The organism is Terriglobia bacterium (assembly GCA_020072565.1).
Taxonomy (GTDB): Bacteria; Acidobacteriota; UBA6911; order UBA6911; family UBA6911; genus JAFNAG01.
This window is the reverse complement of record JAIQGI010000031.1, coordinates 18,433-44,409: the sequence shown is the minus strand read 5'-3', so window position 1 is coordinate 44,409 and position 25,977 is coordinate 18,433. Positions and strand designations below refer to the sequence as shown.

The following is a 25,977-nucleotide window of genomic DNA, read 5'->3' as shown; positions in this document are numbered from 1 at the left end:
TATGTGGCTTGATGTTCTTATCATCCTGGCCAAAGCCGTCTTTTTTCTCACATGCGTGCTGACGCTCACCTCGCTGTTGACCTGGATGGAGCGGAAACAGTCGGCTGTCATGCAGGATCGCCTGGGCGCCAACCGGGCACCCATTCTGGGCATCCGCGCGTTCGGCTTGCCCCATATCCTTGCGGACGCTCTGAAGATGTTCTTCAAAGAGGACTACGTACCGCCCGGAGGCGACAAGCTGCTGCATACGGCCGCTCCGATCGTGGCCCTGTTTTTCGCCTTGATGAGCTTTGCGGCCATCCCTTTCGGCAATTCGATTCAGATTGGCGGAAGAACCATTGAGCTGCAGATCTTTCCGTTCAACATAGGACTGCTGTTCATCTTCGCCATGATGTCGATGGGGATTTTCGGCACCTTTCTCGCGGGATTCTCCTCCAACAACAAGTTTGCATTTTTGGGGGGCCTGCGCGCTTCGAGCCAGATGATCAGCTATGAAATCACCATGGGCGCGACGCTTGTGGGGCTGCTCATGATCTTCGGGACGCTGGACCTCGCAGAATTGAACCGGGCGCAAGGTGCCCTGCTGTGGGGATGGTTGCCGAGGTGGGGGATTTTTCTTCAGCCCCTTGGCTTCCTGCTCTTTCTTGTCGCCGGCTTCGCGGAAACCAAAAGGGTGCCATTTGATCTGCCGGAAGGGGAATCGGAAATCATCGGCTACTTCCTCGAATACAGCAGCATGAAGTTCGGTGCCTTTTTCATGACCGATTTCGTGGAGACCATCCTCATCGCTGCTCTCTTGACGACGTTTTTCTGCGGCGGCTGGCAGGTTCCTTACTTGCTGGCGGACGGATTTCACTTTCCCTGGGGATCGGTCGTGTTGTGTTCCGCCTTAGCGGTGACACTCATGCAGATTGTGGCATTTGCGCTCAAGGTGGTGTTCTTTTGCTGGTTTCTCCTCCTCATTCGCTGGACTCTCCCCCGTTTCCGCTATGACCAGCTGATGCATTTGGGGTGGAAGATCCTTCTGCCTCTGTCTATACTGAATATCTTCATCACGGGATTTGTACTGGCCTTCGTGCACTTCGGACATTAGTTGCAGCAGAGTGGGCGCCGGGGCCTGGATCGGGTGACGCGACACGGCTTTAATCAGCACCCCGAAAGACCCGGGCGGCCTGCTTCGGGAGACTGATGGGTAGTAAAGCTGGGCTGTTAGATATGTATGAATCTGAACCATCGGGAGCCGGACGTCATCTGACTCTCGATCATTCAATAGACTATGACAGGATTACCGCAAACAACGCGGTGACCGGCCAGAAGGAAGGACGCAACAACCTCCGTCTCTCCGTCGGACTCGTATTCAAAATCAAGTAATTCTCCGCTCCGGCGCCGGGAGGCAGTCCCTCTCCCCCGGCGGCGGGTTTCTCAGCTGAGCTCGATCAGGCGGGCAACTGTCTGCCGGAGCTGAATTGTGTCCGCCTGATACGGGGCGGATTCTTCCCCCTGGCAGGCCCTCAAGGGCTCCCCAAACATGACCTTCAGTTTGTGCAGATGAATACGGCGGCTATCGCGCGCCCACACCTCATGGGCGCCGCGAATTGCCACTGGAACCATGACCACACCAATCTCCCGCGCCAGGATCGCAGCCCCTTTCTTGAATAGTCCAAGCCCGCCGTCGAAGGAGCGCGCCCCCTCCGGAAAAATGCAGAGGATGCGCCCGCTGCGCAAGCCATAGGCCCCGATCTTCATCGCGCGCAGCAGGTGTGCGTCCGGATCGACGGGGAAGATGTTTGCCACCCGGGCCAGCAGCTTCATCAACGGACTGCTGAAAAAGTCTGCGGCGCCGACGAAGAAGATCTGCTTGACAAGGCGATAAGGCAAGGGAGCCAGCACTATCAACGGATCGATGTAGCTCTGGTGATTGGGGCAGATCAGGAAGGGCCCCTCTCGAGGCAGGTTTTCCAGCCCCGCCGCCTCCAGGCGAAAAAAGACCTTGAAGATCAGATAGACCATCCGGATTCCTGCAAATCTGAATAGAGCGAGCGCGGTGCCGGAAAAACGCGATTGTATGCTTTCTTCCTGCCCCAAGGATTCTGGAGAGAGGATTCTTCCCCAGCTCTGCCGGAGTGCGCTGGCGGCGGCAGTGGCGCCCGTCGGCTGCTGCAGGCCGCGGATCAGGTCCCGCACGGTGTAGATTTCCGCACCGAAGCTCTCAGGAAGCTTCAGGCCAAGCGATTGCTCCAAGCTGGCCAGAAGCTCCACCCGTTCCATGGAGTCGAATCCGAGGTCCAACTCGAGATTCATATCGAGCTCGACAGGGGAATCCCGGCGATAGGTCTCACGCAGAGTGGATATCACCTCCTGACCGACGGCAGACTCCAGCAATTCACGGTCTTCAGTTGAATCCGCCTCGGCGGCGGCGGCGGTCTCGTCTTCCCTCAGTTCACCACTCTCGATCATCCGCTTGAGCTCGAGTCTCTTGATCTTATGGGTCGTCGTGCAGGGCAATGGTTCCTTCTGAATCTGGTAGCTCATGAGCCGCTTGTACTGAGGCAGTTGATGTGACAGCCGGGCGATTTCATCGCGCAGGATCTCGCGGGCATTGGCGATCCTCCTGGCTTTCAACGCATCAAAATCGGGAACGACGACGGCGTGGAGTCGCTCGGCGCCGCTCCGCTCCGGTTCGGCTATGCCCAGAACTGCAATTTCCTTTATGTAGGGGCATTGCGCATAGTGCGCTTCCACCTCATCCGGATAGATATTCTTGCCGTTGGGCAGGACGATGACCTCCTTTTTTCTTCCAGTGATGAAAAGGTTGCCCTGCTCATCCATCCACCCCAGGTCCCCAGACAGGAACCACCCGTCGCGCATCACTCCCGCTGTCCCTTGGGCATTTCTGTAATAGCCCTTCATCACAATCGGACCGCGAATCGCCACTTCGCCGACGCCGCCTTGTCCCGGATCGAGGATCGTGATTTCCGTTCCCGGTAATGCCGGGCCGACGGAGCCGACGATGTTGCGCTCGACGCGTGTGACTGCAGCTGCTCCGGTAGTCTCCGTGAGCCCGTAACCCTGAAGGATCGTAAAACCGAGATCATAGAATTCCTGCGCCACTTTGGGGTCAAAGGCCGATCCGCCGCTGACGAACAGCCTGAGTCTGGCGCCGAAGTTACGATGGATGCGGCCGAAGAGCAGCCTGCCCAAGTTGAGCTGGAAACGGTTGATGCAGAACCGGTTGAACCTCAGCAAACCGCGAAACAGCTTGCGCCCAAGCCGCCCCTTGTGCGCAAGCTCCTCCTCGATGCGCCCGTGAAACAGGTAAAAGAACTGCGGCACGGTTGCCAGGACGGAAATCCCCGCCTCCTGAAGAGCCGCCAGGATTTCGGAGCGCTTCAAGGTGTCGGCAAAGACCACCTGCGCTCCCACGTACAGGGGAATCAGGAAACTCACGACGGACGCGAACACGTGCTGCAGTGGCAGGAGACAGAGAAAAACATCTCTTTCGTCAATGCCGCGGATGGCCTGAAACGCTGCCGTAATCTCGCTGACGACGTTTTCCTGGCTAAGCATGACCCCCTTGGGCTTCCCCGTGGTCCCCGAGGTGTAGATGATGACGACGACATCAGAGAGACGGGTTTCTGGCAACGCGGGAGGCGGGACCAGACCCTGTCCGGCTTCAATCATGTCGGCAAGGCAGCGCGTGCTCTCGCCGGAGCCGACAGGATCAAAACATATGATCCGATCGCGGAGGGGGGAATCCTGCAGAGCTTCCTGGAGCTTCGGCAGCAAAAGCCCGCTCACAAAAACTGCCTGCGTCTCAGAATCGTCCAACAAGCGGCGCCATTCTTCAGGAGAGATCTGAGGATCCAGGGGAACGACACTTCCGCCCGCCATATAGATGCCCAGGTAGGCCACGACCCATTCCGGCCTGTTCTCGGAAAGGATGGCTGCCCGAGCCTGTCGCTGCAGGCCGTGAGCCAGGAGGGCGAGGGCAACGCCCCGCACCTGCCGGTGCAACTCACCGTATGTGATCTGGCGATATCCAGCCGGAGTCTTGAGACGAACCGCAATCCGATCAGGCATGCGCCGCACGATCTGTTCAAAGCGCGCATTGTATGTCGTCAATTCCGCTGTGGCTTCCATTCACCCAGCATACGATACCCGACTCTCGGCGCACAAGCCGTACCTCAAGACACATCAGGAGTCAGGAGTCAAAATGACGGCGATGCATATGTCCTAAGAGGTTGACCGCGTGAAACGGCCCGAAACCAGATTCGACAAGGTGCAAACAGGATCAACGGTTCCTCCCTCCGGCTCCTGGCCTCTGGCTCCGGGCCCCTGGTTTTGGCCGGAGATCTGGCATAATAAGCCGGCACACGGTACACTTGCTCCAAGTTGTTCCGTGCACACGGGTTTTGATGCAGCCTGCTTGCGCTGGAGGAGCGCGCTGGGCCATGACAGAGAATCTTTCTGACCCCGAATTAGAAGCGATCCTCCAGTCCCTTCAGCAATTCGAGAAGAGAATCGCCCGCCTCGAAATGCACTTGGGCTTGACTGCAACCGAATCTGTGCCTGCGCCGAACCTCGAAAACCACCTTGCCGACTCGCCGGCCGCGGCTGGGGAAGAAGCGGGACTGGAGCAGAGCATCGGCGAATTCGGTCTGGCCTGGGCAGGCAGCATCGTGTTCCTTCTGGGCATTGTTTTTCTGATGACCTACACGCTCAACCAGGGCCACAACCTTTTTCCTGCGGTGATGGGCTACTGTGCCGCTGCCGGGCTGTATGCCCTCGCACGCGTCTGGCAGCGAGGCTTTCCGTATCTTGCGCGCATTCTTGTCAGTGCGAGCCTGCTGCTTACCTACTACACTACCCTTCGGCTCCACTACTTCACCTCGACTCCTCTGGTCAAGGACCGGCAGATTGCACTCGCACTGCTCTTATTGGTCGTGGCATTCCAGATTTCCTTCGCGTTGGTCATCCGCTCCCAGGCTCTTCTAGCCCTGGGCGTTCTCCTCGGGCTGATGTCGGCCCTGCTGAGCGATACCACCCATGCGGCCCTGTCCTTGGTTGCAGTGCACTCAGCGCTGGCCGTATACCTGGCGTTGCGCCGCGACTGGTGGCGCCTGCTGAATCTCACGATCGTGCTTGGCTATATCACACATGTTCTCTGGCTGCTCAACAATCCGCTCGTGGGTCGCCCCTTGGGCGGGATCGGGGTGCATCAGTTTTCTCTGACGTACCTTTTTCTCAGCGCGGCTGTCTTTGCGTGGCCCACGCTTTTCTATGACCGGGATGCCGCCTCGGACGCCGGCCGAGTAGGTGTGGTGTTTCTGAACTGTGTGGGTTTCTGTGCAGTCGTGTCCCTCGCCGTGCTGGCGCTTTTCCCCAAGGATTTCGCGATGATTTCTTTGGCCGCTTGCCTACTTCTGCTGGCCTGTTCAGCGGTACAGTGGCTGAGGACCCACATCCAGCTTGCCGCGGCGACATATGCCTGCTGCAGTTACATGGCGCTGAGCATCGCGATCTATGGATTTGCCAAAGTGCCTGAGGCATTCCTCTGGCTGGCGCTGCAGAGCTTCCTCGTCGTATCTATGGCCCTCTGGTTTCGATCCAGAATCCTCGTCGTGGTGAACGCGATCATCTATATAGGCATTCTGCTCGCCTATTGGGTCAGCTCGCCCCCATCGGACCTGGTCAATTTCAGCTTTGCGCTCGTTGCGCTCGGAAGCGCTCGCGTCATGAACTGGCAGAAAGAGCGCTTGACGCTTCGAACCGACGGGCTGCGCAACGTCTATCTGGCGACTACCTTCGTCATGGTGCTTTACTCGCTCTATCATGCCGTGCCCGCGTCATACGTGACGCTATCATGGACGGCGACTGCGGTGGCATATTTCTTGCTGAGCCAGCTGCTCAAGAATGTGAAGTATCGCTGGATGTCGCTCTTTACCCTGGCAGCAACTGTGCTGTACCTCTTTTTGGTCGATCTGGCACGCCTGGATCTGAGGTTCCGGGTCGTTGCCTTCTTGTTCCTAGGGCTGATGGCTGTGGGTATCTCTCTCTTCTATACGAAGCTCCGGCAGCTGGGGCGAAAACAGTAGTTTGCTGAGATTTCCTTTGCCATGTAACGGCATATTGGATATCTTGATACACTTAATTTACTCTATCGATCGGGTTGTAACTATGATTGCAGTCGAACAGCCGACTTCGCGGCGTAACGCTCTTAACTATCTCCTGGGCACAGGTGCTTTGGCCACACTTGCCGCCATCCTTTACCCCGTCGTAAAGTTCATGATTCCCCCCCGGGTGGTCGAGTCTTCTGCCAGCAGCGTGGTTGCGGGCAAGGTCTCGGAGCTTAGGCCGAACGTGGGAAAAATATTCAAGTTCGGCAGCAAGCCCGGCCTTTTGATTCAGACTCCGGCGGGTGAGTATCGCGCGTTCAGCGCCGTATGCACTCACTTGGATTGCACGGTGCAATACAGCACGGACGAGAAGCTGATCTGGTGTGCCTGCCACAACGGGCGCTACGACCTGACAGGGAAGAACATCTCCGGCCCGCCTCCGCGGCCGCTGGAGGCGTTCACGGTGAACGTGCGTGGCGACGAGATTGTAGTTTCGCGGGGGTAGCGGGATGAATGGGCGGATATCAAAGTGGGGAGACTGGCTGGAAGAGAGGTTGGGCTGGCGCGCAGCCCAGGAGCTGATCGAGCACAAGGAAGTGCCGGTTCATCGCCACACCATCTGGTACTACTTCGGCGGCATGACGCTTTTCCTGTTCGCCGTTCAGGTCTGCACCGGAATCCTGCTTTTGCTCTACTATCGGCCGAGTGCTGAAAATGCATTTGAGAGCGTCCAGTTCATCATGACCGAGGTCCAGTTCGGTTGGCTCATCCGCTCGATCCACAGCTGGTCGGCCAACCTCATGATCGGGGCCGCCTTCGTGCACATGTTCAGCGCTCTGTTCCTGCGCTCCTTCCGGCGGCCGAGGGAGCTGACCTGGGTGACGGGCGCTCTCCTTTTTTTTCTGGCGCTCTGTTTCGGTTTCAGCGGCTACCTCCTCCCCTGGAACAGGTTGGCCTTCTTCGCCACCAAGGTGGGGACCGACATCGCCGGCGTGGTGCCCCTGGTCGGCCCATTTTTGCTCCGATTCCTGCGCGGGGGCGACGAGGTGACCGGGGCCACGCTGACGCGCTTCTTCGGATTTCATGTGGCAATCCTGCCCGCGATTGCAACCGTGCTGATAAGCTTACACCTCTATCTGGTTCAGAAGCACGGCATGAGCGCGCCCCCTTCTGTTGACGAATCCAGAGTGCCGAGGATGAAATTCGTCCCTGACTTTCTCTTGCGTGATCTGGTGGGCTGGCTGGCTGCTGTGACTGTCCTGGCCGTGCTTGCCGCCATCTTTCCATGGGAATTGGGGGAAAAAGCTGACGCGTTTTCTCCGGCCCCCGCCGGCATCAAGCCTGAGTGGTATTTCGTTTACATGTTTCAAACCCTGAAGTACATCCCATCGAGGATCCTCGGCATGGACGGCGAGGTCCTCGGGATCATGGCCTTCGGCTTGCTGGGACTGCTGCTAGTCATCACTCCGTTCATATCGCCGGAACCGCGCGCGGGCCGGCGCAGTCTGCTTCCCATCGTGGGTACTCTGGTTCTTATATATATCGTCGTCCTGTCGGCCTTGGCCTATCGGACTTAAGGACAGTCTCATGTGGCAGCAACTACTGCTCATCATGCTCATTTCACCGGTCCAGGCTCAGGCCCAGACCGCGCCGAAGGCGACCGAAAGCACATGCATCCGATGTCACCATGATCTGGGCGATCCGTTCGACGTGCCGGTGAGGCTCTCCGCACAAGACATCCACTTCCAGAACGGACTTTCCTGCACCAATTGTCACGGCGGCGATCCCACCAAGGATAAGCCCGAGGAGTCCATGAATCCGCGCAGGGGCTTCGTCGGTCATCCGGCCCGGAAACAGATTGCCGTACTGTGCGCCTCCTGCCACAGCAATCCCGATTTCATGCGCAAGTACAATCCACAGGCGCGCGTGGACCAGTACAGCGAATATCTGACGAGCGTACACGGCAAGAAATATCAGGCAGGTGATCCGAATGTGGCCACCTGCATCGACTGTCACGGATACCATGGCATCCGTCAGGCGAAAGATCCGAACAGCCCCGTCTATGTGACCAACGTTGCCGCCACCTGCGGCCGCTGCCACAGCGACTCGGAGCGCATGGCGTCTTACGGCATCCCCACCGACCAGCAGGCGCTTTACGGCAAGAGTGTGCACGGCGAGGCTCTGATGAAGGAGCGTGATCTTTCGGCGCCGACATGCAACAGTTGCCACGGCAACCATGGCGCCACCCCTCCGGGCGTCGATGCGGTTGCAAACGTGTGCGGCCAGTGTCATGTCACCCAGTGGGACCTGTTCAACAAAGGCCCTCACCGGAAGGCCTTTGCTGAGAACAAGTGGGCGGCGTGCGTGACCTGCCATCAGAATCATGAAATCATGCACCCCTCCGACGCCATGCTCGGAGTGGAAGAACCCGCCACATGCGCAACCTGTCACGAGAAGGGAAGTGCCGGCTACAACGCGGCGCTGCAAATGAAGGCGGGAGTTACCGGTCTGGAGACTCATCTGGCTGCTGCCACCAAGGTACTCGATCAGGCGCAACGGGCGGGGATGGAAGTCAGCCGCCCGATCTACCAGCTTGCCGAGGGGCGGGACCGCCTGGTTCTGGCTCGCGTCCAGGTTCACAGTTTCGATCCGGCAGTGCTGAACAAACCCATCAAAGAAGGCGATAGCATAGCCGCGGCTTCCGAGCAAAGCGGCTGGCAGGCGCTTGCCGATCTTGCGTATCGGCGTAAAGGGATGGCAGTATCGGCCGTGATCCTGCTGGGCATGATCGGCCTTCTGCTCATGAAGATCCGTCAGCGGAAGTCGTCATAAAAGCACTCTCAGGATCACTTACTCCCATCGCACCAGATGCGGGCGTTCTGGAACATCCGCAGCCAGGGGGAAACCCGCACATCGTGCTTCCAGGATTCGGGGATCCAGGGCCATTGCCATTTCAGGAACGACCGCTCAGGATGCGGCATGATTGCCAGGTGTCGGCCGTCCGGGGAGCAGAAGGCCGTGATGCCGAGAGTCGAGCCGTTGGGATTGAAAGGATATTTCTCCGTCGGGATTCCTTCGTCGTCCACGAAGTAGCAGGGTGCGAGCATTTTCTCTCTTACTTCCTGCAGGATGCCGGGGTCGGGACAGTACATGCGCCCCTCCCCGTGCGCCACCCAGATTCCAAGAGTTGAGTTCTCCATGTCCTTGAACATGATTGCCGGACTCTTCACGATCTTTACCGTCGCCCAACGCGACTCGAACCTCTCCGAGGCGTTCCGAATGAACCTGGGCTGGGTGGTATCGGGGATCCCGGCCCACGGTACCCACCCGAGCAGCGCCATCAGCTGGCAGCCGTTACAGACCCCGAGTGTGAAGGTGTCGGGGCTCCGATAGAAGGCATCGAACATCTCACGCAGCCGGTCATGGAAGCGGATGATGCCCGCCCACCCTTTGGCGCTGTCGAGCACGTCGGCATACGAGAAACCGCCGACGAACACCAGACCCCGGAACCCGTCCAGCGAGACGCCGCCGTTCAGGAGGTCCGACATGGTGAGGTCCCACGGCTCGAATCCTGCGGCAAAGAAGGCGGAGGTCATCTCCCGATCACCGTTGCTTCCCTCTTCGCGCAGAATCGCCACCCTGGGTTTCCGCTCCCGCAGCAGGATGGGCCCTGGCGTCGGCTGCGGCTCAAAACCGAGACGATACCGGGGGCCCGGGCGATCATGGTTCGAGGCCTGCTCTCGCGCGCAGACGGGGTTCATCTGCAGCAGTTCGATTTGATCGCTGATTTCCTCCCACCAGCAAAGCAGAACCGGCGTGGCGATATCCAGCACCGGCTGCCCGCCGCGCGTCATCACGACTCTGCGATCCGCCTGCGTCTCACCCAGGGATCTGAACGGCACACCCGCGGTTCGCAGCACGGCGCAGATCCGGTCTTCATCGCGGGGCAGATGCTCAATCACCAGCCCCAGTTCTTCCGCAAAGAGCTGTGGGATAGATTCGGTCTTTTCCTCCAGCATGATCCTGACGCCGCAATTGCCGGACATGGCCATCTCGGCAACGGTGGTGGCGAGGCCGCCGTCGCTACGGTCGTGCCCGGCGAGAATCAATCCCTGCGCGATGAGGTTTTGCACCGCCAGGAACGCCTGCTTGAGAAGCTGAGGATCTTCCACGTCCGGCGACTCGTTCCCGGTCTGTCCGAAAGCCTGCGCCAGTGCTGAGCCTCCGAGCCGATTCTTCCCCGGAGCAAGATCGAGGAGCATCAGCCGGCTCTCGCCGGGATGTTTGATGTCGGGAGTAATTACGCGTGTGATATCGGGCATCGAGGCGTATGCGGAGATGACGACCTGGCCGGGCGCTTTCACCACTTCATCGCCGACACGAGCGGCCATGGACAGGCTGTCCTTGCCGCCGTCGGCTGCAATCCCCAGGGTGACCATCAGATCCCGCAGCGCAACTGCTCCGTCGTAAAGCGCCGCCCCTTCTCCGGGTGTCTTCGCGGCCCACATCCAGTTGACGGAGCATTTGATGTGGGAGAGGTCGGAGATGTGCGCCCAAACCATGTTTGTCAGCGCTTCGGCCACGGCCATGCGCACTCCGGCAGCTACGCTCACAAGGCTCTTGACCGGTTGCTCGCCAATCGCGATCGCGGCGCCGGTAATGCCGAAGTGACTCTGTGCGGCGACGGCCACGTCGCAAACCGGCAGGTGCAAGGGACCGCAACATTGCTGGCGCGCCACGAGCCCGGTTACGCAGCGATCGACCTTTCTCACCAGGTAGCCCTTGGATCCGACCGATGGCAGGCGAAAGATCATTTGCATCGCATCGCTGATCGGCAAACTCACCGGAAGGCGCAGCGGGTCGGATCGCCGGCCGATACGTTCCAGTTTGAAAGTTTTCTGGGGAATATTCGTGAGGATGGGAGCGAGTTCCAGATTCACCGGCGTGGAATCATCCTGGGCGTCGTGCACCACGATGCGCCCGTCCCCGGTCACTTTGCCGAGTACTTCGCAGGTTACCTTCTCCCGCGCGCAAATCGAGTGAAACTCATCCAGCCGATCAGGGTTCAAGAGCAGGGCCGTACGTTCCTGATATTCAGCGCCCCAGATTTCCAGCACCGACATCGTCCGATCGCCGAGTGTGATGTTCCGGATTTCGATTCGTCCGCCTGCAGGATCTACCAGCTCGGTGAGAACATTGCACGGGCCTCCGGCTCCCTGATCGTGGATGCTCACGATCGGGTTCCGTTCCCCCATCTCGACGCACGCGCGGATGACGCGATTCATCTTCTGTTCCATTTCGGCATCACCGCGCTGCACGGCGCTGAAATCGAGCTCCTCCTTGTTCTCACCCTGGATCATGCTCGACGCCGCCCCGCCTCCGATTCCGATCCGGTAAGCCGGACCACCGATCTGGATCACCAGCATCCCTTCTCGCGGCTCGCCCTTCTGGATGTGGCGGGAATCCAGCTGGCCGACGCCGCCGGTGAACATGATCGGCTTGACCCATTCCCTGCGGGTGCCGTCCGGAAGACGCAATCCGAAAGATCGGGTAAAGCCCTGGATCAGGGGTTCGCCGAACTTGTTGCCGTAATCCGAAGCGCCGTTGCTCTCGCCGATCAGGATCTGCATGGGGCTGGCGAGGTTGGCCGGATAGGCAAACGAGCCGTCTTCGCCCGGGATCGGAAATCCCCTGATGTTGAGATTGCCCACGCAATAGCCCGCGGTGGCGGCGATTACCAGCGCGCCCCTGCCGGTCGCGTGGACGTCCCGGATTCTCCCGCCGGTCCCGGTCTCCGCGCCGGGGAAGGGCGCCACGCCGCTCGGAAAGTTGTGCGTTTCCGCGGTGAAGATGATGTCGTATGTGCCGTTCCACCAGACTAACGGCGAGGATTTTCCAGGCACTGTCGGAATGACAGTGGCGACTTCGTGGCCCCGGATGCCGCTCGAGTTGTCTTTGAATGCGATCACGCTGTTGGACGGATTGGCGCGCAGGGTGGACTTGATGATCTCCATCAGCGTTTCGGGCGCGGTCTTACCGTCGATGATCAGCTTGCCTTTGAAGAACCAGTGGCGCGAGTGCTCGCTGTTGGCTTGTGCGAGCTGGAAGCACTCGACAATGGTCGGATTGCGCCGGAACTTGTTGGCAAAAAGGTCGTGATAGAAGCTGAGATCCCACTCGTCCATCCCCAGGCCCAATTCGCGGTTGATGGCGCGCAGCGCCTCCGGCCCTTTCTCGAGAAAGGGAATGGAGAGGACCGCTTCGGGGACGAGCCCGGTTTCGAAGCTCTCGAGAGCGGACGGATACGGGCATTCGGTCATGCGGTCGTGATGGCCGGCGAGGAAGCGGCTCCGGTCTTCGTGCTGCGGCAGGATCCAGCGCCGCGACTTCTCGACACGTGAGACTTTGTGCAAGCCGCAGGACCGGCAAATCGCCACTGAATTGGTGGAGAAGGCGGTTTCGAAGTTGAGGCGGGGGCCAACCTCGACCGTTTCGCCAATGCCGGCCGCGAGAAACGACTTGTCACTCAGCTTTCGAGGTTCGAAGGTCTCTGCGAGCAGCCATCTCAGGATTGACAGTTCATGCGAGAGCAGCGGCCCGCCGACCTCGACGTAGAAACAATTCTCGTGATCTTTGCCGACCAGCCGGTAGAACCGTCGTATGAGACTCACTTTTCGCTCCCCGAAGCATGTAACTTTACAATCTTTGACCGCGAATTTCACGAGCATTTCCCCGGCTGCCGGAACTTCACGATGCGGAGAAACCCGATCTCATCGAAAACCGGCGCACTGGGATACTGCCGGACCGGGAAAACATCGAAAACTCGTGGTTTCGGGATTCAGAGCATGCGACAATGCGGGCCCAATCATTTTGAGGAGGGCAACTATGGGCGGTTTGTTTGGGGTCGCCTCCAGAGACGATTGCGTCACGGATCTGTTTTTCGGCACGGACTACCATTCTCACCTGGGAACTTGCCGCGGCGGGCTCGCAGTCATGAACAGCGGCAGCATCGCCCGCTACATCCACGATATCAGCAACGCCCAGTTCCGCTCGAAGTTCGGGGACGACATACAGAAGATGCAAGGCCGCAGCGGTATCGGCATTATCAGCGATTATGAAGACCAGCCGCTTATCATCGGCTCGCATCTCGGTGTGTATGCCATCGTAACGGTAGGGGTGGTCGGCAATGCGCGGGAGCTGATGGGTCAGGCTTACCTCCAGAAGGCGCACTTCTCCGAAATGAGCGGTGGCGAGATCAATCCGACCGAACTGATTGCCACCCTCATCAACCAGGAGGCCACGTTTGAAGACGGCATCGAGCGCGCACTCGCGACCATCCGAGGATCGTGCTCCCTGCTGCTGCTAACCGACCGCGGTATTTACGCCGGCAGGGACCGGCTCGGACGCACCCCCGTCGTCATCGGCCGGAGAAACGGGGCTTGCGCGGTGACATCCGAGACCTGTGCCTTCCCGAACCTGGGATACGAGATCGAGCGCTATCTGGGCCCCGGCGAGGTCGTGCTCGTTAAGGAAGACGGGATTGAGACCAAGAAGGCGCCGGGCAAGAGGCTGCAGATCTGCTCGTTTCTATGGGTCTACTACGGCTACCCCGCGTCGTGCTACGAGGGCATCAATGTGGAGGCGACCCGCTACCGCTGCGGCGCCGCACTCGCGCGCAACGACACTGTGCAGGTGGACTGCGTGGCAGGCATTCCGGATTCGGGTGTGGCTCACGCCATCGGCTACGCGAACACGGCAGGCGTTCCCTACGTGCGCCCTTATGTCAAATATACGCCGACCTGGCCGCGCAGCTTCATGCCCGTCGACCAGCGCGTGCGCGACCTTGTGGCCCGCATGAAGCTCATCCCGGTGCGGGAGCTGATCGAAGGCAAGCGAATCCTCTTCGCCGAAGACTCCATCGTCCGCGGCACGCAGCTCCAGGATACCATCCGGCGCCTTTACGACTGCGGCGCGCACGAAGTCCATATGCGGCCTGCCTGCCCGCCGCTCGTGTTCGGATGCAAGTTCCTGAATTTTTCACGCTCGCGTTCGGAGTTGGACCTGGCGGGACGCAAGGCCGTCAGAGAGCTCGAAGGGAGCAGCGATGCCCATCTGGAGCAGTACTCCAATCCGGACAGCGGCAAATATTGTGCCATGGTGGAGCGCATCCGCGCGCGACTCCACCTGACCACGCTCCAATATCAAAAACTCGATGACCTCGTGGCTGCAATCGGCCTCCCCAAGGAGAAACTCTGCACTTATTGCTGGGATGGAGCCGAATGAAAGAGGAAGGCGACAGCCCCTTGTTCTGCCTTCAGTAATCCGAGGCTCGATAGAGAGTGCCTGTCAGGACTTCATGGTCAGGACGGCGCGAAATCTCACTTTGTTGGCCAGCATGCGTTCGTAGGCCTTTGCGGCATCCTCCAAAGGGAAGGTCTCAACCATGGCTCGTATCCCTCTCAACGCGCTGAAATTCATGGTGTCCTCCGAGTCCTTGGGATTACCCGAAGGCCAGCCGGAGATCGTGCGCCCGCTGAGAAGCGTCGGCACCACGACCTCCATCGGATCCTCCTGTGGAACATGATTACCTCGTTGGACGTCCTCTCACCCTATTATTGAAATCCAGCAGGAGATGTTGCGCAAGATGCAGGGACTTTCAATCGCGCCCCGGCTGATTGCCGCGCTGCCCCGGAACAGAGTGAAATGGGGCGCGGGAGCAAGAAGCAGCAGGATCAGTTCTGTTTTTCCATGCGAGTCGCTCACGCGGGCAGGCGCAAATTCGCACCCGCACGCATCCCCAGGAATGCCGATCGACACGTCTCCTGGGATTCTTTGAGCTTTCGAGTTCTCGTGGCTCGTTTGGGGAAGCTCCTGGGGAGGGCTTCACGAGCTTTTTATCGGTTTGTCCGCCTAGCCGCGAGATCGGCGGATCCGATGAGCGTGCGTTCTGTCCCGCTCAGCGGATCAAACTGGACGAGCCCGAGTTCTGGCGACATGTAGAGGTGGCTCTCCAAACCCCCTGGAGTGCTGGCGCCGCATCTAAAGACAGGGGGACGGTAATCACCCAAATTAATGGGCCGGAGGTTGCCCGCGCTGCGGTGCGTTTCCCCATTTCCGAGATCGACGAGGTAAAGAGCCCAGTCCGGCCGGTGCGGGTCCTGCGACACAGCTACGACCAGGCGTGCCGGCGCGTATTCTGTCCCGAGGATGGCCGCAGTTCCGGGAAGTTCGATGACGCGCTCTAAGTCACCCTCCGAGCTGAATACGTGCATCCGGGCGCGGCCCTGTTCCTGCTTGTTCAGGATCACGACTCTCCCGTCCGAGATGAAATGCGGGAAGGCACCTGTAATCCCCTCGGGCAAGAGACCCTTCCTTTCTTCACCGGTCCGGGCATCGCAGAGCGAAACCTGCACGCCTTGGCGCCCCATGCGCCAAACTGCCATCCTTTGCAGCGACGGGTCAGAGGGCAGGAAGACGAAGGTGAAAGCCAAGATTCTTCCAGTAGTCTTGACGATTTTCGCGGCGGCTTCGAATTCGAGGATTTCGATGCGTGAGGATCCGGGTACGCGCGTGTCGCTGCTCGAGACATAGATACGCACCATGTCCGCCGCCAGAAATTGCACGGCGGAGGCGACGGTATCCGGGCAGTGCAGCGACGTGCCGCCCACGAATTCCCCCTGCGGGAGTCTGTAAATGCCGACAAGATTCGTCTGCAGCAGAGCAACGCGTGTCCCATCGCCGGAGATTGCCAATTCCGTGATCCCGCTGATGGGGATTGAGACTCGGACCGGTTCGGGAGAACGAGCATCCAGATCGGCCGTGAAAAGCGACTGAATTCCATTGGCGTCGTTCCGCTTGAGCCAGACGGCCCGATTTCCGTTCCGGGAGATCAGCGGCAAGTCTTGCGTCCATCCGCCGCCCTCCGCAGCGCCGGTTCTCAACGAGCGTCCTGTAGCGGTATCGAACACGAAGGTGGCATTGTAATTGCCCCGGTTTGCGGCGCGGCCGGACACCGAAATCCACGTCCCGTTGTTCGTTCCTCCCACAGCCCATACTTTGACCAGATCCTGGATGGCGGCGTTCACGATCCAACGGGAACAGACATCGAAGCCGAGCAGCCCCACAAAGATCAAAGGCCAGAGAACTCGGGAGAGAACGTGATGACCGCGCTGTGGCTCGGTTCTGCCCAGGGATACCTGCGTTCCCAGAGCCGCCCAGAGCGCCACCATGACGACGCAGGCCAGCAGAACTCCGGAGCAGAACAGGAGCTTGATCGCGTGACCCTCCATGAGTCTGCGCGCGGAACCTGCTGCCCATAAAACAGCGCAGAAGATCAAAGGAAAGTGCAACGCTGCCCAAGCGGATCGCGAACGCACGATAATTCCCAGCGCATGTGAGAAAGCGAGCAAAAAGATGCAGATTGCGCCAACGACTGCAGGGAAAAGCCACCACCAGGAGGAAGGCGGCAACATGTGCAGCCACGGCAGGCTCCTGTATGGCGATCGCAGCCAACTCATCAGAGATCCCATCCAATGCACAACCGTTTGGAACATATCTCCGCTCAACAGTGCAGCGGGGAGGAGCTCCAGAATCCCAGCAACCAGGACTATCAGTGCGGCACCAAGAAACCTTCCTCCCCAGATAGCACCTGAGGGTATGGGTCTTGAAAAGTAAAAGCTCAAACGGCGTTCTGCAAGGTCCTTCCCGATAACCGACCATCCGAGAGCGACACTCAGCATGAAAGCCAAGGCAACAGCGCAAAATACTGAACTCACGCTCCGGACCACCGCATAGGGCCAGAGATCCAACCCTGGCGCAAAGGGGAGGAGGAGAGGCAGCAATCCGATCGCTGACGCAACGAAAAGTATGTGGCTATTCGCGGCGATCTCGCGGCGTGCGACCAAGAACAGGCATTTCATGATGCGCCCCCCGTTTCTTCTCCGGCTACGGCAACGAAAATCTCCTCGAGAGACATCGGCGAGGCTTCCGCCTCGTGGCCTTCGTTGGAGCAACGGAATCGCTCGAACCTGTTTTCGTCAAAATCCGAAACTACGGTTTCGACACCCGTGCTGCTCCAGCGCACATTGACAGCTGCAAATGATTCCAGCTCCGCACATGGCGTGGTCACGGCCCGGTCGCTTTTCCTCAGGTATCTGATCTTGCGATACCGCGACTTCAGATCTTCCAACTGTGTGTTCAGTAACAGCCGGCCTTCCTTGAGGATTCCCACCCGGTCAGCAATTCCCTCGATTCCCTGCAGATCGTGGGTCGCCACCAGGACCGTAGGCGCCCGGTCGGCCAAGTCGCCCACCAGATCCTCGAGGGTTGCTTTCCGCGCCACGGCATCCAGCCCGACCGTCGGATCATCCAGCACCAGGAGCTCCGGGTGGGGAGCAAGGGCAAGCGAGAAGAGGAGCATCGCTTTCTGTCCTTTGGAGAGATTCTTGAAAGGGTCATTCCAGGGGATCCGGAAACGTGTGAGGCGCGCCGCAAACGATTCATGGTCCCAGCCAAGGTAGAGGCGGGAGCAAAAGGCCGCGAGCTGCTTCGCTGTCATTTCAGGAGGCGCATCGGGCTCTTCCGGCACCACTCCCACCTTTTTCATCGCCTGGGTGCGGTTGCTCCACACTTGTCTTCCGAAAAGGAACGCGCCGCCCGACTGCGGTTTCTGCTGGCCGACGAGGCAACGCACAAGGGAAGATTTGCCCGCGGCGTTGCGCCCCAACAGCGCGTAGACCGATCCTCGCGGGATCGCGAGAGAAATGTCCGCACACGCGGTTTTGCTGCCGTATCGGACTGTGAGATTCTCAACACGCACCACAGCGTCTTCCGCTTTCACTTCCCGCCTCCTCCCTGTGCGCAAACCAGGCTTTGCCATGCGGCTTCAACCTCAACTGCCGCCTCTTCTTCCGTTGCGCCGATGGTTGCCGCGAGGCTCACATAGCGCAGCGCGCTCTCGCGGAGCAATCGAGCTCTTTCGATCTTTCGCATCGCCGGCGGGGTGTCCGCGACAAAGGTTCCCTCGCCACGCCGGACATTCAGGATGCCATCCTCGGTGAGTCGCTGGTAGGCTCGAACTACGGTTGCCGGATTGATGCGCAGTTCCCGTGCAAGATCGCGCACGGAAGGAATCGGGGAACCGGGAAGCAGAGCCCGGGAGGCAACGAGCCGGCGGAACCTCTCCTCGATCTGCTTCCAGAGCGGTATCGCATCCTGCGGATTCACTTGAATCATCAGGTTCATCTCCCGGATCCCCCCTCCTGTGGGTGCTTGCGTTCCACTGTATCGGCACACCAACACACCGGCATTAGTACATAGGATACTTTTTTTGAATTGGTTGTGACGGGAGGGTGCTCTTCTGCCGCGGGCAAGGGACAATATGTCGGCGCCGGTCGGCCTTCATCCGTGTCCCTCAGCGGTGACGTGACCAGTCCGCGAGGATTGCAGTGAGACGGCGATTGAACTCTTCGGGACACTCGAGCATGGGGTAGTGGCCCGTATGCGGCAGTACTACGGCGTCGAAGTCGGCATAGAGAAGCCGGTTCGATTCGATTTTCATCGGGAAGAGATCACCGTTGATGCAGCGGATGGGCACCTTCAATCCGCGCACGGAAGCGGCCAGATCATAGCCGGAAAAGGCTTGAAACATGCCCCACACGGCCTCCGGGGATGTTCTGGAGAGGCGCCCCTCGACCTCGCTCATCAGAGCCGGATCGGCGTCGGTGTGAAACAGCATTGCCACCATCTTCTTCACGGAGCCGGCGAAATCGCTGCGGAACTCCTCGGCACGCGCTTTCACTTCGGCCGCATCGACGTGCAGGTTGAATTCGTGGAACGTGTCCACCGCCACGATGCCTATGACGCGCTCCGGCGCCAGCAGGGCCGCTTCAGCAGCCACGGGGCCCCCCAGTGAATTGCCGATGAGCACCGCCCGGCTCACCTTCTCAGCTTCGAGCACGGCCACCACATCACCGCCGAACGCCTGCATGCTCCATGCAGCGCGGCTGCAGCCGGATTCGCCATGCCCTGCCAGGTCAAGCGCAATGACTTTGTGACGATCCCCGAAAAATTCGATCTGATTGGACCAATGCGTGCGATCCGCGAGTCCCCCGTGAATGAATATCAGTGCCGGCAGGCCGTCTCCGTGTGATGTGTAAACTATTCTTACTCCGTCGAACGAATCAACAAAGTTCATCAAGGCAACCTCCTTCAGAGACTTGTTGAGGAAGATCAACGCCAGACAAGTCGCCGCGCTTACGCGCATCGCAATTCCACCTCTTCTGGAAATGGCTCCTCAAAAACGGAATGCGCCCACGAATGACACGACTGTCACGAATGTGCCATTCGTGGTTGTCTGCAGCAGCCTCCATTTTCATGCGTCGCGGGGTGCCTTCCGGCGCATGGGACTGTTCCGCACCTGGCTGCCGCATGCGCTCGTGTCGATCGACACGATCATACCGCCATGGATTCCGGAAGATGCAATAAAAACCGCTTCGGAATCTGCAACTGCGAAAACGATGAAACTGCTGATAAACAAGCATAAACGGAGAACGCGGATTACCATCCAGGCTGATCGGCGTTTATGTAATCGGTTCAAACCCGCCTGACCTCCCGGAGGAAAATCATGTTGGCATAAAGACGTCGTGATTGGGATACAATCAGGGTACAAATTCGCTTCGGGGAGGGCTATCGATGATGCGCTCATTACGCACTCGCCGTGCGCTTCGCATTTGTCCGGTGGTTCTTGCGTTCTTCCTTTCCCCTTCGATACCGGCCCGGCAAACAAGACCTGCCGCCTCTCTGCCGGTGATCAAGAAATTCACAATTGCGGACAGTCCGATTCAATTTTCGCAGCCGGTGCGCCGGGGCAAGTACATCGAATCCGCAGGCCGGCGGGCAGTTCTGATGGGGCGCGAGGAGGGAACCTTTGAATCGTGGATCTACCCCATGAAGGTCGTTCACAACCTGCGCCTGGAGTTCAATGTTGACGGCTATTCCTATCCCTTGAGTGCAGCGGATCTTGCCGAGTGGATTACGGTCAGGCCTGAGTGTACGACCATCACCTACTCGCATCCGGCCTTTGTTGTGCGGGCTCACGTGTTCACGCCGACCGAGGAACCGGGCAGCCTGATTCTGCTCGATATCAGTTCCAACCGCAAGGTGTCGGTCACGGCCAATTTCCTCATCGATCTGCTCCCGATGTGGCCCGGCGGCCTGGGAGGCCAGTACAGCTATTGGGACGAGAATCTGAAAGCATTCATCCTCAGCGAGAGCCTCCGCAAACACGCCGCGATCATCGGATCCCCGGCAGCCACGCGCTACTCTGCTCAACCTGCCCACAATCTGCCCGACGCCCCGACTCAGTTTCACATCGACGTCGATCCGGAGTACGCGCGGCAGAATTTCATTCCGATCGCAATCGCCGGCGGGCTCGAGGCAGCGGCCAAGGTGCAGGAGTCGTATCTTCATTTGCTGGCGGAGGCCCAGTCACTCTACCGACGAAACGTGGAGCATTTTACGCGCATCCGGAATGACTATCTTCAACTCAAATCCCCGGACGCCGAAATCGACCGTGCGGTCGAGTGGGCCAAGGTTGCGCTCGATACCGGTCTTGTCTGCAACCCGCAGCTCGGCTGTGGCCAAGTGGCCGGGCTGGGGCTTTCGGGAACGAGCACTCGTCCGGGATTCGGCTGGTATTTCGGCGGAGACACCTTCATCAATTCATTTGCCGTGGCATCAACAGGGGATTTTGCCACTCTCAAACAGGAGCTTGCCTTCCTGCGCGGCAACCAGCGTGCGGACGGCAAGATGATGCATGAGCTTTCTCAGGCCGGGGCAATGATTCCGTGGTTCACGCAATTTCCCTATGCCTATTACCATGCCGACACGACCCCTCTTTACATCATTGCCATCGAGAATTTCTTCCAGCACACGGGCGACCGGGCGTTTTTGCAGGAGTCGTGGGAGTCGCTGAAGAAAGCCTATGCCTACTGCCTGTCGACCGACTCGGACCAGGACGGGCTCATGAACAACTCGAAGGCCGGCTTGGCTGCCGTAGAGACAGGGACGCTGCTCGACCGGCTTGCCACGGATGTCTATCTTGCCGGGGTCAGCGTCGAAGCCCATCGGGCGATGCAGCGCCTGGCCGGCGTTCTCCTGGAAAATGACATCGCCGTGCAATCCAAAGCCGGATTTGATCTGGCTCTGGCGAATCTGAACCGGCTGTTCTGGAATCCCGAGCGCAGGATCCTTTCCTTCGCGCTGACCGAGGGAGGAGGCCGGAGTGACGAGCTGACGGTGTGGCCGGCAGTGCCCCTTCTGTTTCGATTGATCGAACCGGCGCGCGCAGCACAAATGCTCGATCGTCTTGCCGGAGCCGAGATCAGTTCCGACTGGGGTGCCCGCATGCTCACGAACGCCAGCAAGCTCTATGATCCGATCAGCTACAACAATGGTGCCGTCTGGCCCTTTCTGAACGGGCTTCTGAGTTGGGCGGAATTCCGCAATCATCGCGCCGGCGCCGGGTTTTCTCACTGGATTCAGAATGTGCGCCTTACCCGCATGAACGCCCTGGGATTTGTCCCCGAATTGCTCTCCGGAGATTTTTATGCGCCCATGGATGCCGCCGTGCCTCACCAGCTGTTTTCCTCGTCCGGTGTCCTGACGCCCCTGGTGAAGGGGATGCTGGGATTTTACCCATCGGCCTATGAAAAGAAAATCCGGATGGAGCCCCACCTGCCGGTGCGCTGGGGACTCGTCACGATAAATAACCTCAGGGTTGGCAACGGGTCACTGCACCTGCAAAGGATGCGCAGTCGGGAAGAGGCCATTTTCCGGATTCCGTCGGCGGGGCTGGCGGGGTTCAGGCTCGAGTTATCGCCCGGATTCGAGGCCGGGTCTCAGGTACGCAGGGTCTTGCTCAATGGAAAACCTGTGCCTTGCATTGAAGCCTATGGTGAGGATCTGCACTGCAGTGTCGAGTTCCAGCTTTCCGGGAACGACGTCGTTCTCTATGAGCTGACGCCGGGCCTCCAGATTCTGGAACCCATGGATGCTGCCGTGCCGGGGGATTCAAACCGCCAACTGAAAGTTCTCCGCGTCTCCTGGGATCGAGAACGTGACCGATACACGATCGACCTCGAGGGGCACAGCGGCAATTCTTACTCGCTGGAAGCGCGGACTCCTCGAAAGCCGGCCAGAGTTGACGGCGCACGATGGGCCGGCCTCGAAACCAATGGCGCATTGCTCATAGAGTTTCCCTCCTCGCCACAGGAATATATGCGGCGGACCGTCGCGCTCGAGATGAAATGAGGCAAAAAGGGACCCTTCGTTTTTCCGCTTTGATTCTCAGCTCTCATCAGGCCATTTCTCCGCAGCTTCCCGGAGTTTCTGTAGTCATCGGCGAGAGGCGGGATCCAGCCTGCGGATTCAATCCGGGTTGCCGGCTTCGCTTCTTTTGATGAGGCGCGCGATCAGGACAAGAAGCACAACAACCGCTGCCACCAGGACTGACCGGAACCACTTCGTCCGGAGTGGCTGCGCTTTCACTTGGAGTGACTCCGATGGTTTTTCGGGGCCGAAGGAAATCTCCTCCGCTGCCGCTCCCCTGAGGCGCGGTGCCAGCAGCGCGAGGTCGTACCGGGGTGCTCCCAGATTGTCGTTGCCGCAATAAAGCGTGAGATCGGCATCCGTCTCGCGGAAAAATCGCATCCGATACGAAGGGAGCAAAAGACTCGCAGACACAACCGGGAGCGGGCTGTCATGGCCTTCTTCTATTACCAAATTGGCTTCCGCAGTATCCAAGGACGGCAACTGGAGCGTGAGAGCGGGCGCGGGAGTCTCGGGCTCGGAATGGCTCCACGTTGCCGTGGCAATCTCATTCGTCCAGGGCTCCTGGCGCTCATCGGACGGATTCCTCTCGACCACGATGCGCACATCACGCCGGAAGACGCGTGCACTTGTTGTCAACACGAGGCGCGCGGCCGGAAGATTGGCATACGGAAGCACAAGCCGGTAATAGCTCTGCGATCCGGGTGCAGACCGGTTGCCGGCGGAGCGGACGCCGGGCGCCTGCGTTTTTTCCGGAGCCGGCAGGTTCACGGTGAGCGGCTCCTCCAGTTTCTCGACCAGGTATGGGATCTGGTGCCCATCCGCACCGGCGATTCGAAGGTCGAACATGCGTGTGTGTGCCAGGACGGCAGCATCCAGTAACAGGGCATTCAACCCGGGCTTGCTGCTCGGGATTTTACGCGAGTAACGGAAAGAACCCACGGCGATGGGTGCACTCGTCGCGGGCACCGCACCGGATTCCGGGCTCTCGACCAGTGGTTTCTGTCGGCGCATCTCTCCCCAGTGGGCTTCCGCCGTCCGCAGCTTTGCAATCGAAGCGCGCATGGGCTCCAGATCATATTGGGGAGCGCCAAGACCCGGATGCCCGAAGCGTGCCGTCAATGGCTTGGTCCCCGAACTCTCGAAATAGATCCAGGGAAGATACGTGCAGATGGCCGAGACCGCGGTAATGTCGAGCGGCGGGCTGTCCCCGTCGGTGATTGTAAGCTCGAGCTCCGCTTCCTGCGGCGCCGTGATGGGGATACGAAGCGTGGTCGCTGATGCCGCCCCGCGAACCGTGTGCCACAGAGTGGCCATGCCCAGCGTCTGGGGCATCATCTCATCCGCCGAAAGCCGGCCCTCGGTTACGCGCGCTTTTCGCAGTACGTTCCCGTCGGCCGAAGCGAGCTCGATTGCCGTTACCGGTAATGCCGCACCGGGCAGGCGCAGCCGGTACCGGCTCACACCCGGCTCGCTGGCACGGCGCTCGTACTGCACAGGGGCACGCAGCGGGGGAGGGAGCGCTCCTGTGGAAACGAGACGGGCCGAGGCCGTGCCTGGCAAAGGGACACGGGCACTCGCACTGTCGTCCCAGGTGATGCGAAAGTAGCGGTACGCCCCCGGATCGAAGTCGAGTTCAAGCCGTTTGAGTTTTTCCGCCGGGAGGTCAAAAAGCGTTCCCTCCTCAACCAGCACCGTCCAGCGGCTCCGGTCTCCGCTTCCTTCCAGCTGGACACGTTTGAGAAATGGCGCGGGTACGCCTGCCAGCCGCAGGCTGTCGACCTGGAGAGGCTGTCCAAGATCGATCTCGAATCCGCTGGATTTTTTCGTAGCCGCCACAGGCAACAGACGCCCCTCAGCCCATTGCGGCTCGGGCATCGGCGGCGCCACCAGGAGGTAAGGTACTTCCCGGTTTGCGGAATCATAGAGCCGCAGATCACCAAGCCCGCCCTTCGCGAGGATCATTGGTTCCTGGCCGGCGCCTGTGGTTCCGTGCGACAACTCCAGGAATGGGCTTGCGGCGGCAAGCAGCGCAACATCAATCTCGAGACGATTCGGGCCCGCTCCGCCGGGAACGACGGTCCGCTGACAGCGGAACTGATCGATCCGTGGTTGTGGAGACTGCCCGTGCCCCGGCAATGCCAGAGGAAGAATCACTGACAGGAAAATGGTCATTACTTTCCCCGAGGGCACTTTCATCTGAATGCCGACCAGTGCTGCGAGTACGCTCCGCGGCGAGTTTTTCATGCTTTGGCATGGATGTGGTTGCCGATCCGGCGCATCCAGTCCAGTTCCTCTTCACTCATCGAGCCGCGATCGAGCGCCGCCAGCCCCTCGCGCATCTGCGCGAAATTGCCCGGGCCAGCCAGGCAGACATCAACCTGGGGCTGGCTCAAGACGAAGCGGTAACAGTCGCTTGCGCAAGGCAGGCGTTCGTTTTTCGGGATTCTCCTTGGGTTGAGAAGGCTTCCCCAGCGGGTAGCCGTATAGGCCACGGTTCCCGGCCTGCCGGATTGATCAAGATTGGGGAAGACCTCCTTTTCAGCTCCGCGGTGGGCGGCGTTATAACGGAACATCAGAACGTCAAAAGTGCCATCCCCGATGTAGCGCCGGAACGTGGCGCGCTTGTGACACGAAACGGCCAGGAAGCGCGCTTTGCCTTTCTCGCGCAGCCGGAGGGCGGCATCCATGAGGCGGGGCGAGGGCGGATGATTATGTAGCCCGAGCAGAAGAATGTCGGCGTAATCCAGTTTCAACCGTACCAGGGCGCGCTCGAAGCTCGAGGTCAGCCACCCTGCCAGCCGGGCATAGCTCTGGATGACTACAACCAGGTCGTCGCGTTTGCGCCGCGTGAGGCGGCGGATGCCCGCGCCGAAATCCTCGCGGCGCCTGGTTCCCCAATAGAGGTAGTTGATTCCATACTCGTGGTAGGCCGCCTCGACGGCATCGCCCCCGACTCCGTAGGACGAGGCCAGACCGATTCGGCTTACTTGAAGCCCTGTCTTTCCCAGCGCAACCCTGCACCGAAGATTCATGATTTCCATGTGTATATATCCCGCCCGGTTTTACATTGCCGGCTTCGCTTTCAGGACTCCGACCTGCAAGAGGAGACCGGTAAAGTCATAAATGCTTCGCATGCTTATGATCTGACCTTCATTGAGAGCCATGAAGAAAACGCCATGCAGCAGGAAGCTCCGGCCCGTTCCCGCCAGCCCGCAGAAATCCCCCAGATGCCTGCCCCGTTGCGACCAGAGGATTGCTGCTCGCTCCCCTTCGATGACCAGGCTCTCGACTTCGAAGACCATGTCGGGGAAAGCGGAGAACCAGCTACGATACAGGGATTCGATCGCCTGGCGCCCCCGGATCGTGTCTGCCAACATGCTGGTATAGACGCCATCTTCGGAGTATTTAGCCGCGAGGCTTACTGCGTCACGGCTCTTCCACGCTTCCAGCCACTCCCCCAGAACTGCGCTGATCTCTTCACGTGTCACCACCAAGCCCTCCACCGATCCTGCGTGCCGATTCGATGCTG

18 protein-coding genes are annotated in these 25,977 nt (G+C 59.6%); 8 read left to right on the top strand and 10 right to left on the bottom strand.

Going from position 1 to position 25,977, the window contains the following annotated elements; genetic code table 11:
* Position 1: 1 nt before the first annotated feature.
* Complete coding sequence (locus tag LAP85_18660) at positions 2-1,093, top strand: NADH-quinone oxidoreductase subunit H (GenBank protein ID MBZ5498425.1); 1,092 nt, start codon at positions 2-4, stop codon at positions 1,091-1,093.
* A 95-nt stretch (positions 1,094-1,188) separates the two neighbouring features.
* The gene (locus LAP85_18655) at positions 1,189-1,371 is read left to right on the top strand and encodes a hypothetical protein (protein ID MBZ5498424.1); all 183 of its coding nucleotides are present in this window, start codon (positions 1,189-1,191) and stop codon (positions 1,369-1,371) included.
* A gap of 51 nt (positions 1,372-1,422) precedes the next feature.
* On the opposite strand, the gene LAP85_18650 is transcribed toward LAP85_18655, so the two are convergent.
* Positions 1,423-4,140 (bottom strand): AMP-binding protein, encoded by a 2,718-nt coding sequence (locus LAP85_18650; protein ID MBZ5498423.1) that lies wholly within the window; start codon positions 4,138-4,140, stop codon positions 1,423-1,425.
* Positions 4,141-4,451: 311 nt separating this feature from the next.
* On the opposite strand from LAP85_18650, the gene LAP85_18645 reads away from it, so the two are divergent.
* From LAP85_18645 to LAP85_18630, 4 genes are all read left to right on the top strand, one after another.
* Entirely contained in the window at positions 4,452-6,095 is a 1,644-nt protein-coding gene (locus LAP85_18645; protein ID MBZ5498422.1) for a DUF2339 domain-containing protein, read from the top strand.
* Between the two features lie 82 nt (positions 6,096-6,177).
* Entirely contained in the window at positions 6,178-6,621 is a 444-nt protein-coding gene (locus LAP85_18640; GenBank protein MBZ5498421.1) for a Rieske 2Fe-2S domain-containing protein, read from the top strand.
* A 4-nt stretch (positions 6,622-6,625) separates the two neighbouring features.
* A complete protein-coding gene (locus tag LAP85_18635; protein MBZ5498420.1) occupies positions 6,626-7,693 on the top strand; it encodes a cytochrome bc complex cytochrome b subunit in 1,068 nt (355 codons plus the stop codon).
* Positions 7,694-7,703: 10 nt separating this feature from the next.
* Complete coding sequence (locus LAP85_18630; GenBank protein MBZ5498419.1) at positions 7,704-8,948, top strand: cytochrome c3 family protein; 1,245 nt, start codon at positions 7,704-7,706, stop codon at positions 8,946-8,948.
* A 14-nt stretch (positions 8,949-8,962) separates the two neighbouring features.
* Here LAP85_18630 and purL read toward each other — a convergent pair whose 3' ends face one another.
* The gene (gene purL, locus LAP85_18625; GenBank protein MBZ5498418.1) at positions 8,963-12,844 is read right to left on the bottom strand and encodes a phosphoribosylformylglycinamidine synthase; all 3,882 of its coding nucleotides are present in this window, start codon (positions 12,842-12,844) and stop codon (positions 8,963-8,965) included.
* A gap of 157 nt (positions 12,845-13,001) precedes the next feature.
* Between purL and LAP85_18620 the strand changes: the two genes are divergently transcribed.
* Positions 13,002-14,399: an amidophosphoribosyltransferase gene (locus LAP85_18620; protein MBZ5498417.1), complete on the top strand. Its 1,398-nt coding sequence runs from the start codon at positions 13,002-13,004 to the stop codon at positions 14,397-14,399.
* 63 nt (positions 14,400-14,462) lie between these two features.
* On the opposite strand, the gene LAP85_18615 is transcribed toward LAP85_18620, so the two are convergent.
* The 5 genes from LAP85_18615 to LAP85_18595 form a co-directional block, all read right to left on the bottom strand.
* Positions 14,463-14,678 (bottom strand): hypothetical protein, encoded by a 216-nt coding sequence (locus LAP85_18615; GenBank protein MBZ5498416.1) that lies wholly within the window; start codon positions 14,676-14,678, stop codon positions 14,463-14,465.
* A 332-nt stretch (positions 14,679-15,010) separates the two neighbouring features.
* Positions 15,011-17,035, bottom strand: coding sequence for a hypothetical protein (locus LAP85_18610; GenBank protein MBZ5498415.1), 2,025 nt, complete (start codon positions 17,033-17,035; stop codon positions 15,011-15,013).
* Complete coding sequence (locus LAP85_18605; protein ID MBZ5498414.1) at positions 17,032-17,955, bottom strand: ABC transporter ATP-binding protein; 924 nt, start codon at positions 17,953-17,955, stop codon at positions 17,032-17,034. Before LAP85_18605 ends, LAP85_18610 begins: the two co-directional genes overlap by 4 nt.
* Positions 17,952-18,359, bottom strand: a complete 408-nt coding sequence (locus tag LAP85_18600) for a GntR family transcriptional regulator (GenBank protein ID MBZ5498413.1) — start codon at positions 18,357-18,359, stop codon at positions 17,952-17,954. The genes LAP85_18605 and LAP85_18600 overlap by 4 nt, the downstream gene beginning before the upstream one ends.
* 169 nt (positions 18,360-18,528) lie before the next feature.
* Positions 18,529-19,380 carry an alpha/beta hydrolase gene (locus tag LAP85_18595; GenBank protein MBZ5498412.1) on the bottom strand — a complete coding sequence of 284 codons (852 nt, stop codon included), beginning with the start codon at positions 19,378-19,380 and terminating at the stop codon, positions 18,529-18,531.
* Between the two features lie 428 nt (positions 19,381-19,808).
* Here LAP85_18595 and LAP85_18590 point away from each other — a divergent pair, with 428 nt between their 5' ends.
* Positions 19,809-22,427: a hypothetical protein gene (locus LAP85_18590; GenBank protein ID MBZ5498411.1), complete on the top strand. Its 2,619-nt coding sequence runs from the start codon at positions 19,809-19,811 to the stop codon at positions 22,425-22,427.
* Between the two features lie 117 nt (positions 22,428-22,544).
* Here the strand turns inward: LAP85_18590 and LAP85_18585 are convergent, their stop codons facing one another.
* Genes LAP85_18585 through LAP85_18575 form a run of 3 tightly spaced genes read right to left on the bottom strand, consistent with a single transcriptional unit; the run spans position 22,545 to position 25,939 of the window.
* Positions 22,545-24,692, bottom strand: coding sequence for a DUF3999 domain-containing protein (locus tag LAP85_18585; GenBank protein ID MBZ5498410.1), 2,148 nt, complete (start codon positions 24,690-24,692; stop codon positions 22,545-22,547).
* Positions 24,689-25,489 (bottom strand): hypothetical protein, encoded by an 801-nt coding sequence (locus LAP85_18580; protein ID MBZ5498409.1) that lies wholly within the window; start codon positions 25,487-25,489, stop codon positions 24,689-24,691. Before LAP85_18580 ends, LAP85_18585 begins: the two co-directional genes overlap by 4 nt.
* Before the next feature lie 21 nt (positions 25,490-25,510).
* Positions 25,511-25,939: an ester cyclase gene (locus LAP85_18575; GenBank protein MBZ5498408.1), complete on the bottom strand. Its 429-nt coding sequence runs from the start codon at positions 25,937-25,939 to the stop codon at positions 25,511-25,513.
* Positions 25,940-25,977: the final 38 nt, after the last annotated feature.

Bases quoted from the DNA above. Each gene is read 5' to 3' on its own strand.
- LAP85_18640 (MBZ5498421.1), top strand. From the start codon at position 6,178: ATGATTGCAGTCGAACAGCCGACTTCGCGGCGTAACGCTCTTAACTAT.
- LAP85_18645 (MBZ5498422.1), top strand. From the start codon at position 4,452: ATGACAGAGAATCTTTCTGACCCCGAATTAGAAGCGATCCTCCAGTCC.
- LAP85_18615 (MBZ5498416.1), bottom strand. From the start codon at position 14,678: ATGGAGGTCGTGGTGCCGACGCTTCTCAGCGGGCGCACGATCTCCGGC.
- LAP85_18585 (MBZ5498410.1), bottom strand. From the start codon at position 24,692: ATGAAAAACTCGCCGCGGAGCGTACTCGCAGCACTGGTCGGCATTCAG.
- LAP85_18635 (MBZ5498420.1), top strand. From the start codon at position 6,626: ATGAATGGGCGGATATCAAAGTGGGGAGACTGGCTGGAAGAGAGGTTG.
- LAP85_18610 (MBZ5498415.1), bottom strand. From the start codon at position 17,035: ATGAAATGCCTGTTCTTGGTCGCACGCCGCGAGATCGCCGCGAATAGC.
- purL (MBZ5498418.1), bottom strand. From the start codon at position 12,844: ATGCTCGTGAAATTCGCGGTCAAAGATTGTAAAGTTACATGCTTCGGG.
- LAP85_18660 (MBZ5498425.1), top strand. From the start codon at position 2: ATGTGGCTTGATGTTCTTATCATCCTGGCCAAAGCCGTCTTTTTTCTC.
- LAP85_18590 (MBZ5498411.1), top strand. From the start codon at position 19,809: ATGATGCGCTCATTACGCACTCGCCGTGCGCTTCGCATTTGTCCGGTG.
- LAP85_18600 (MBZ5498413.1), bottom strand. From the start codon at position 18,359: ATGAACCTGATGATTCAAGTGAATCCGCAGGATGCGATACCGCTCTGG.
- LAP85_18650 (MBZ5498423.1), bottom strand. From the start codon at position 4,140: ATGGAAGCCACAGCGGAATTGACGACATACAATGCGCGCTTTGAACAG.
- LAP85_18595 (MBZ5498412.1), bottom strand. From the start codon at position 19,380: ATGCGCGTAAGCGCGGCGACTTGTCTGGCGTTGATCTTCCTCAACAAG.
- LAP85_18655 (MBZ5498424.1), top strand. From the start codon at position 1,189: ATGGGTAGTAAAGCTGGGCTGTTAGATATGTATGAATCTGAACCATCG.
- LAP85_18620 (MBZ5498417.1), top strand. From the start codon at position 13,002: ATGGGCGGTTTGTTTGGGGTCGCCTCCAGAGACGATTGCGTCACGGAT.
- LAP85_18630 (MBZ5498419.1), top strand. From the start codon at position 7,704: ATGTGGCAGCAACTACTGCTCATCATGCTCATTTCACCGGTCCAGGCT.
- LAP85_18580 (MBZ5498409.1), bottom strand. From the start codon at position 25,489: ATGGAAATCATGAATCTTCGGTGCAGGGTTGCGCTGGGAAAGACAGGG.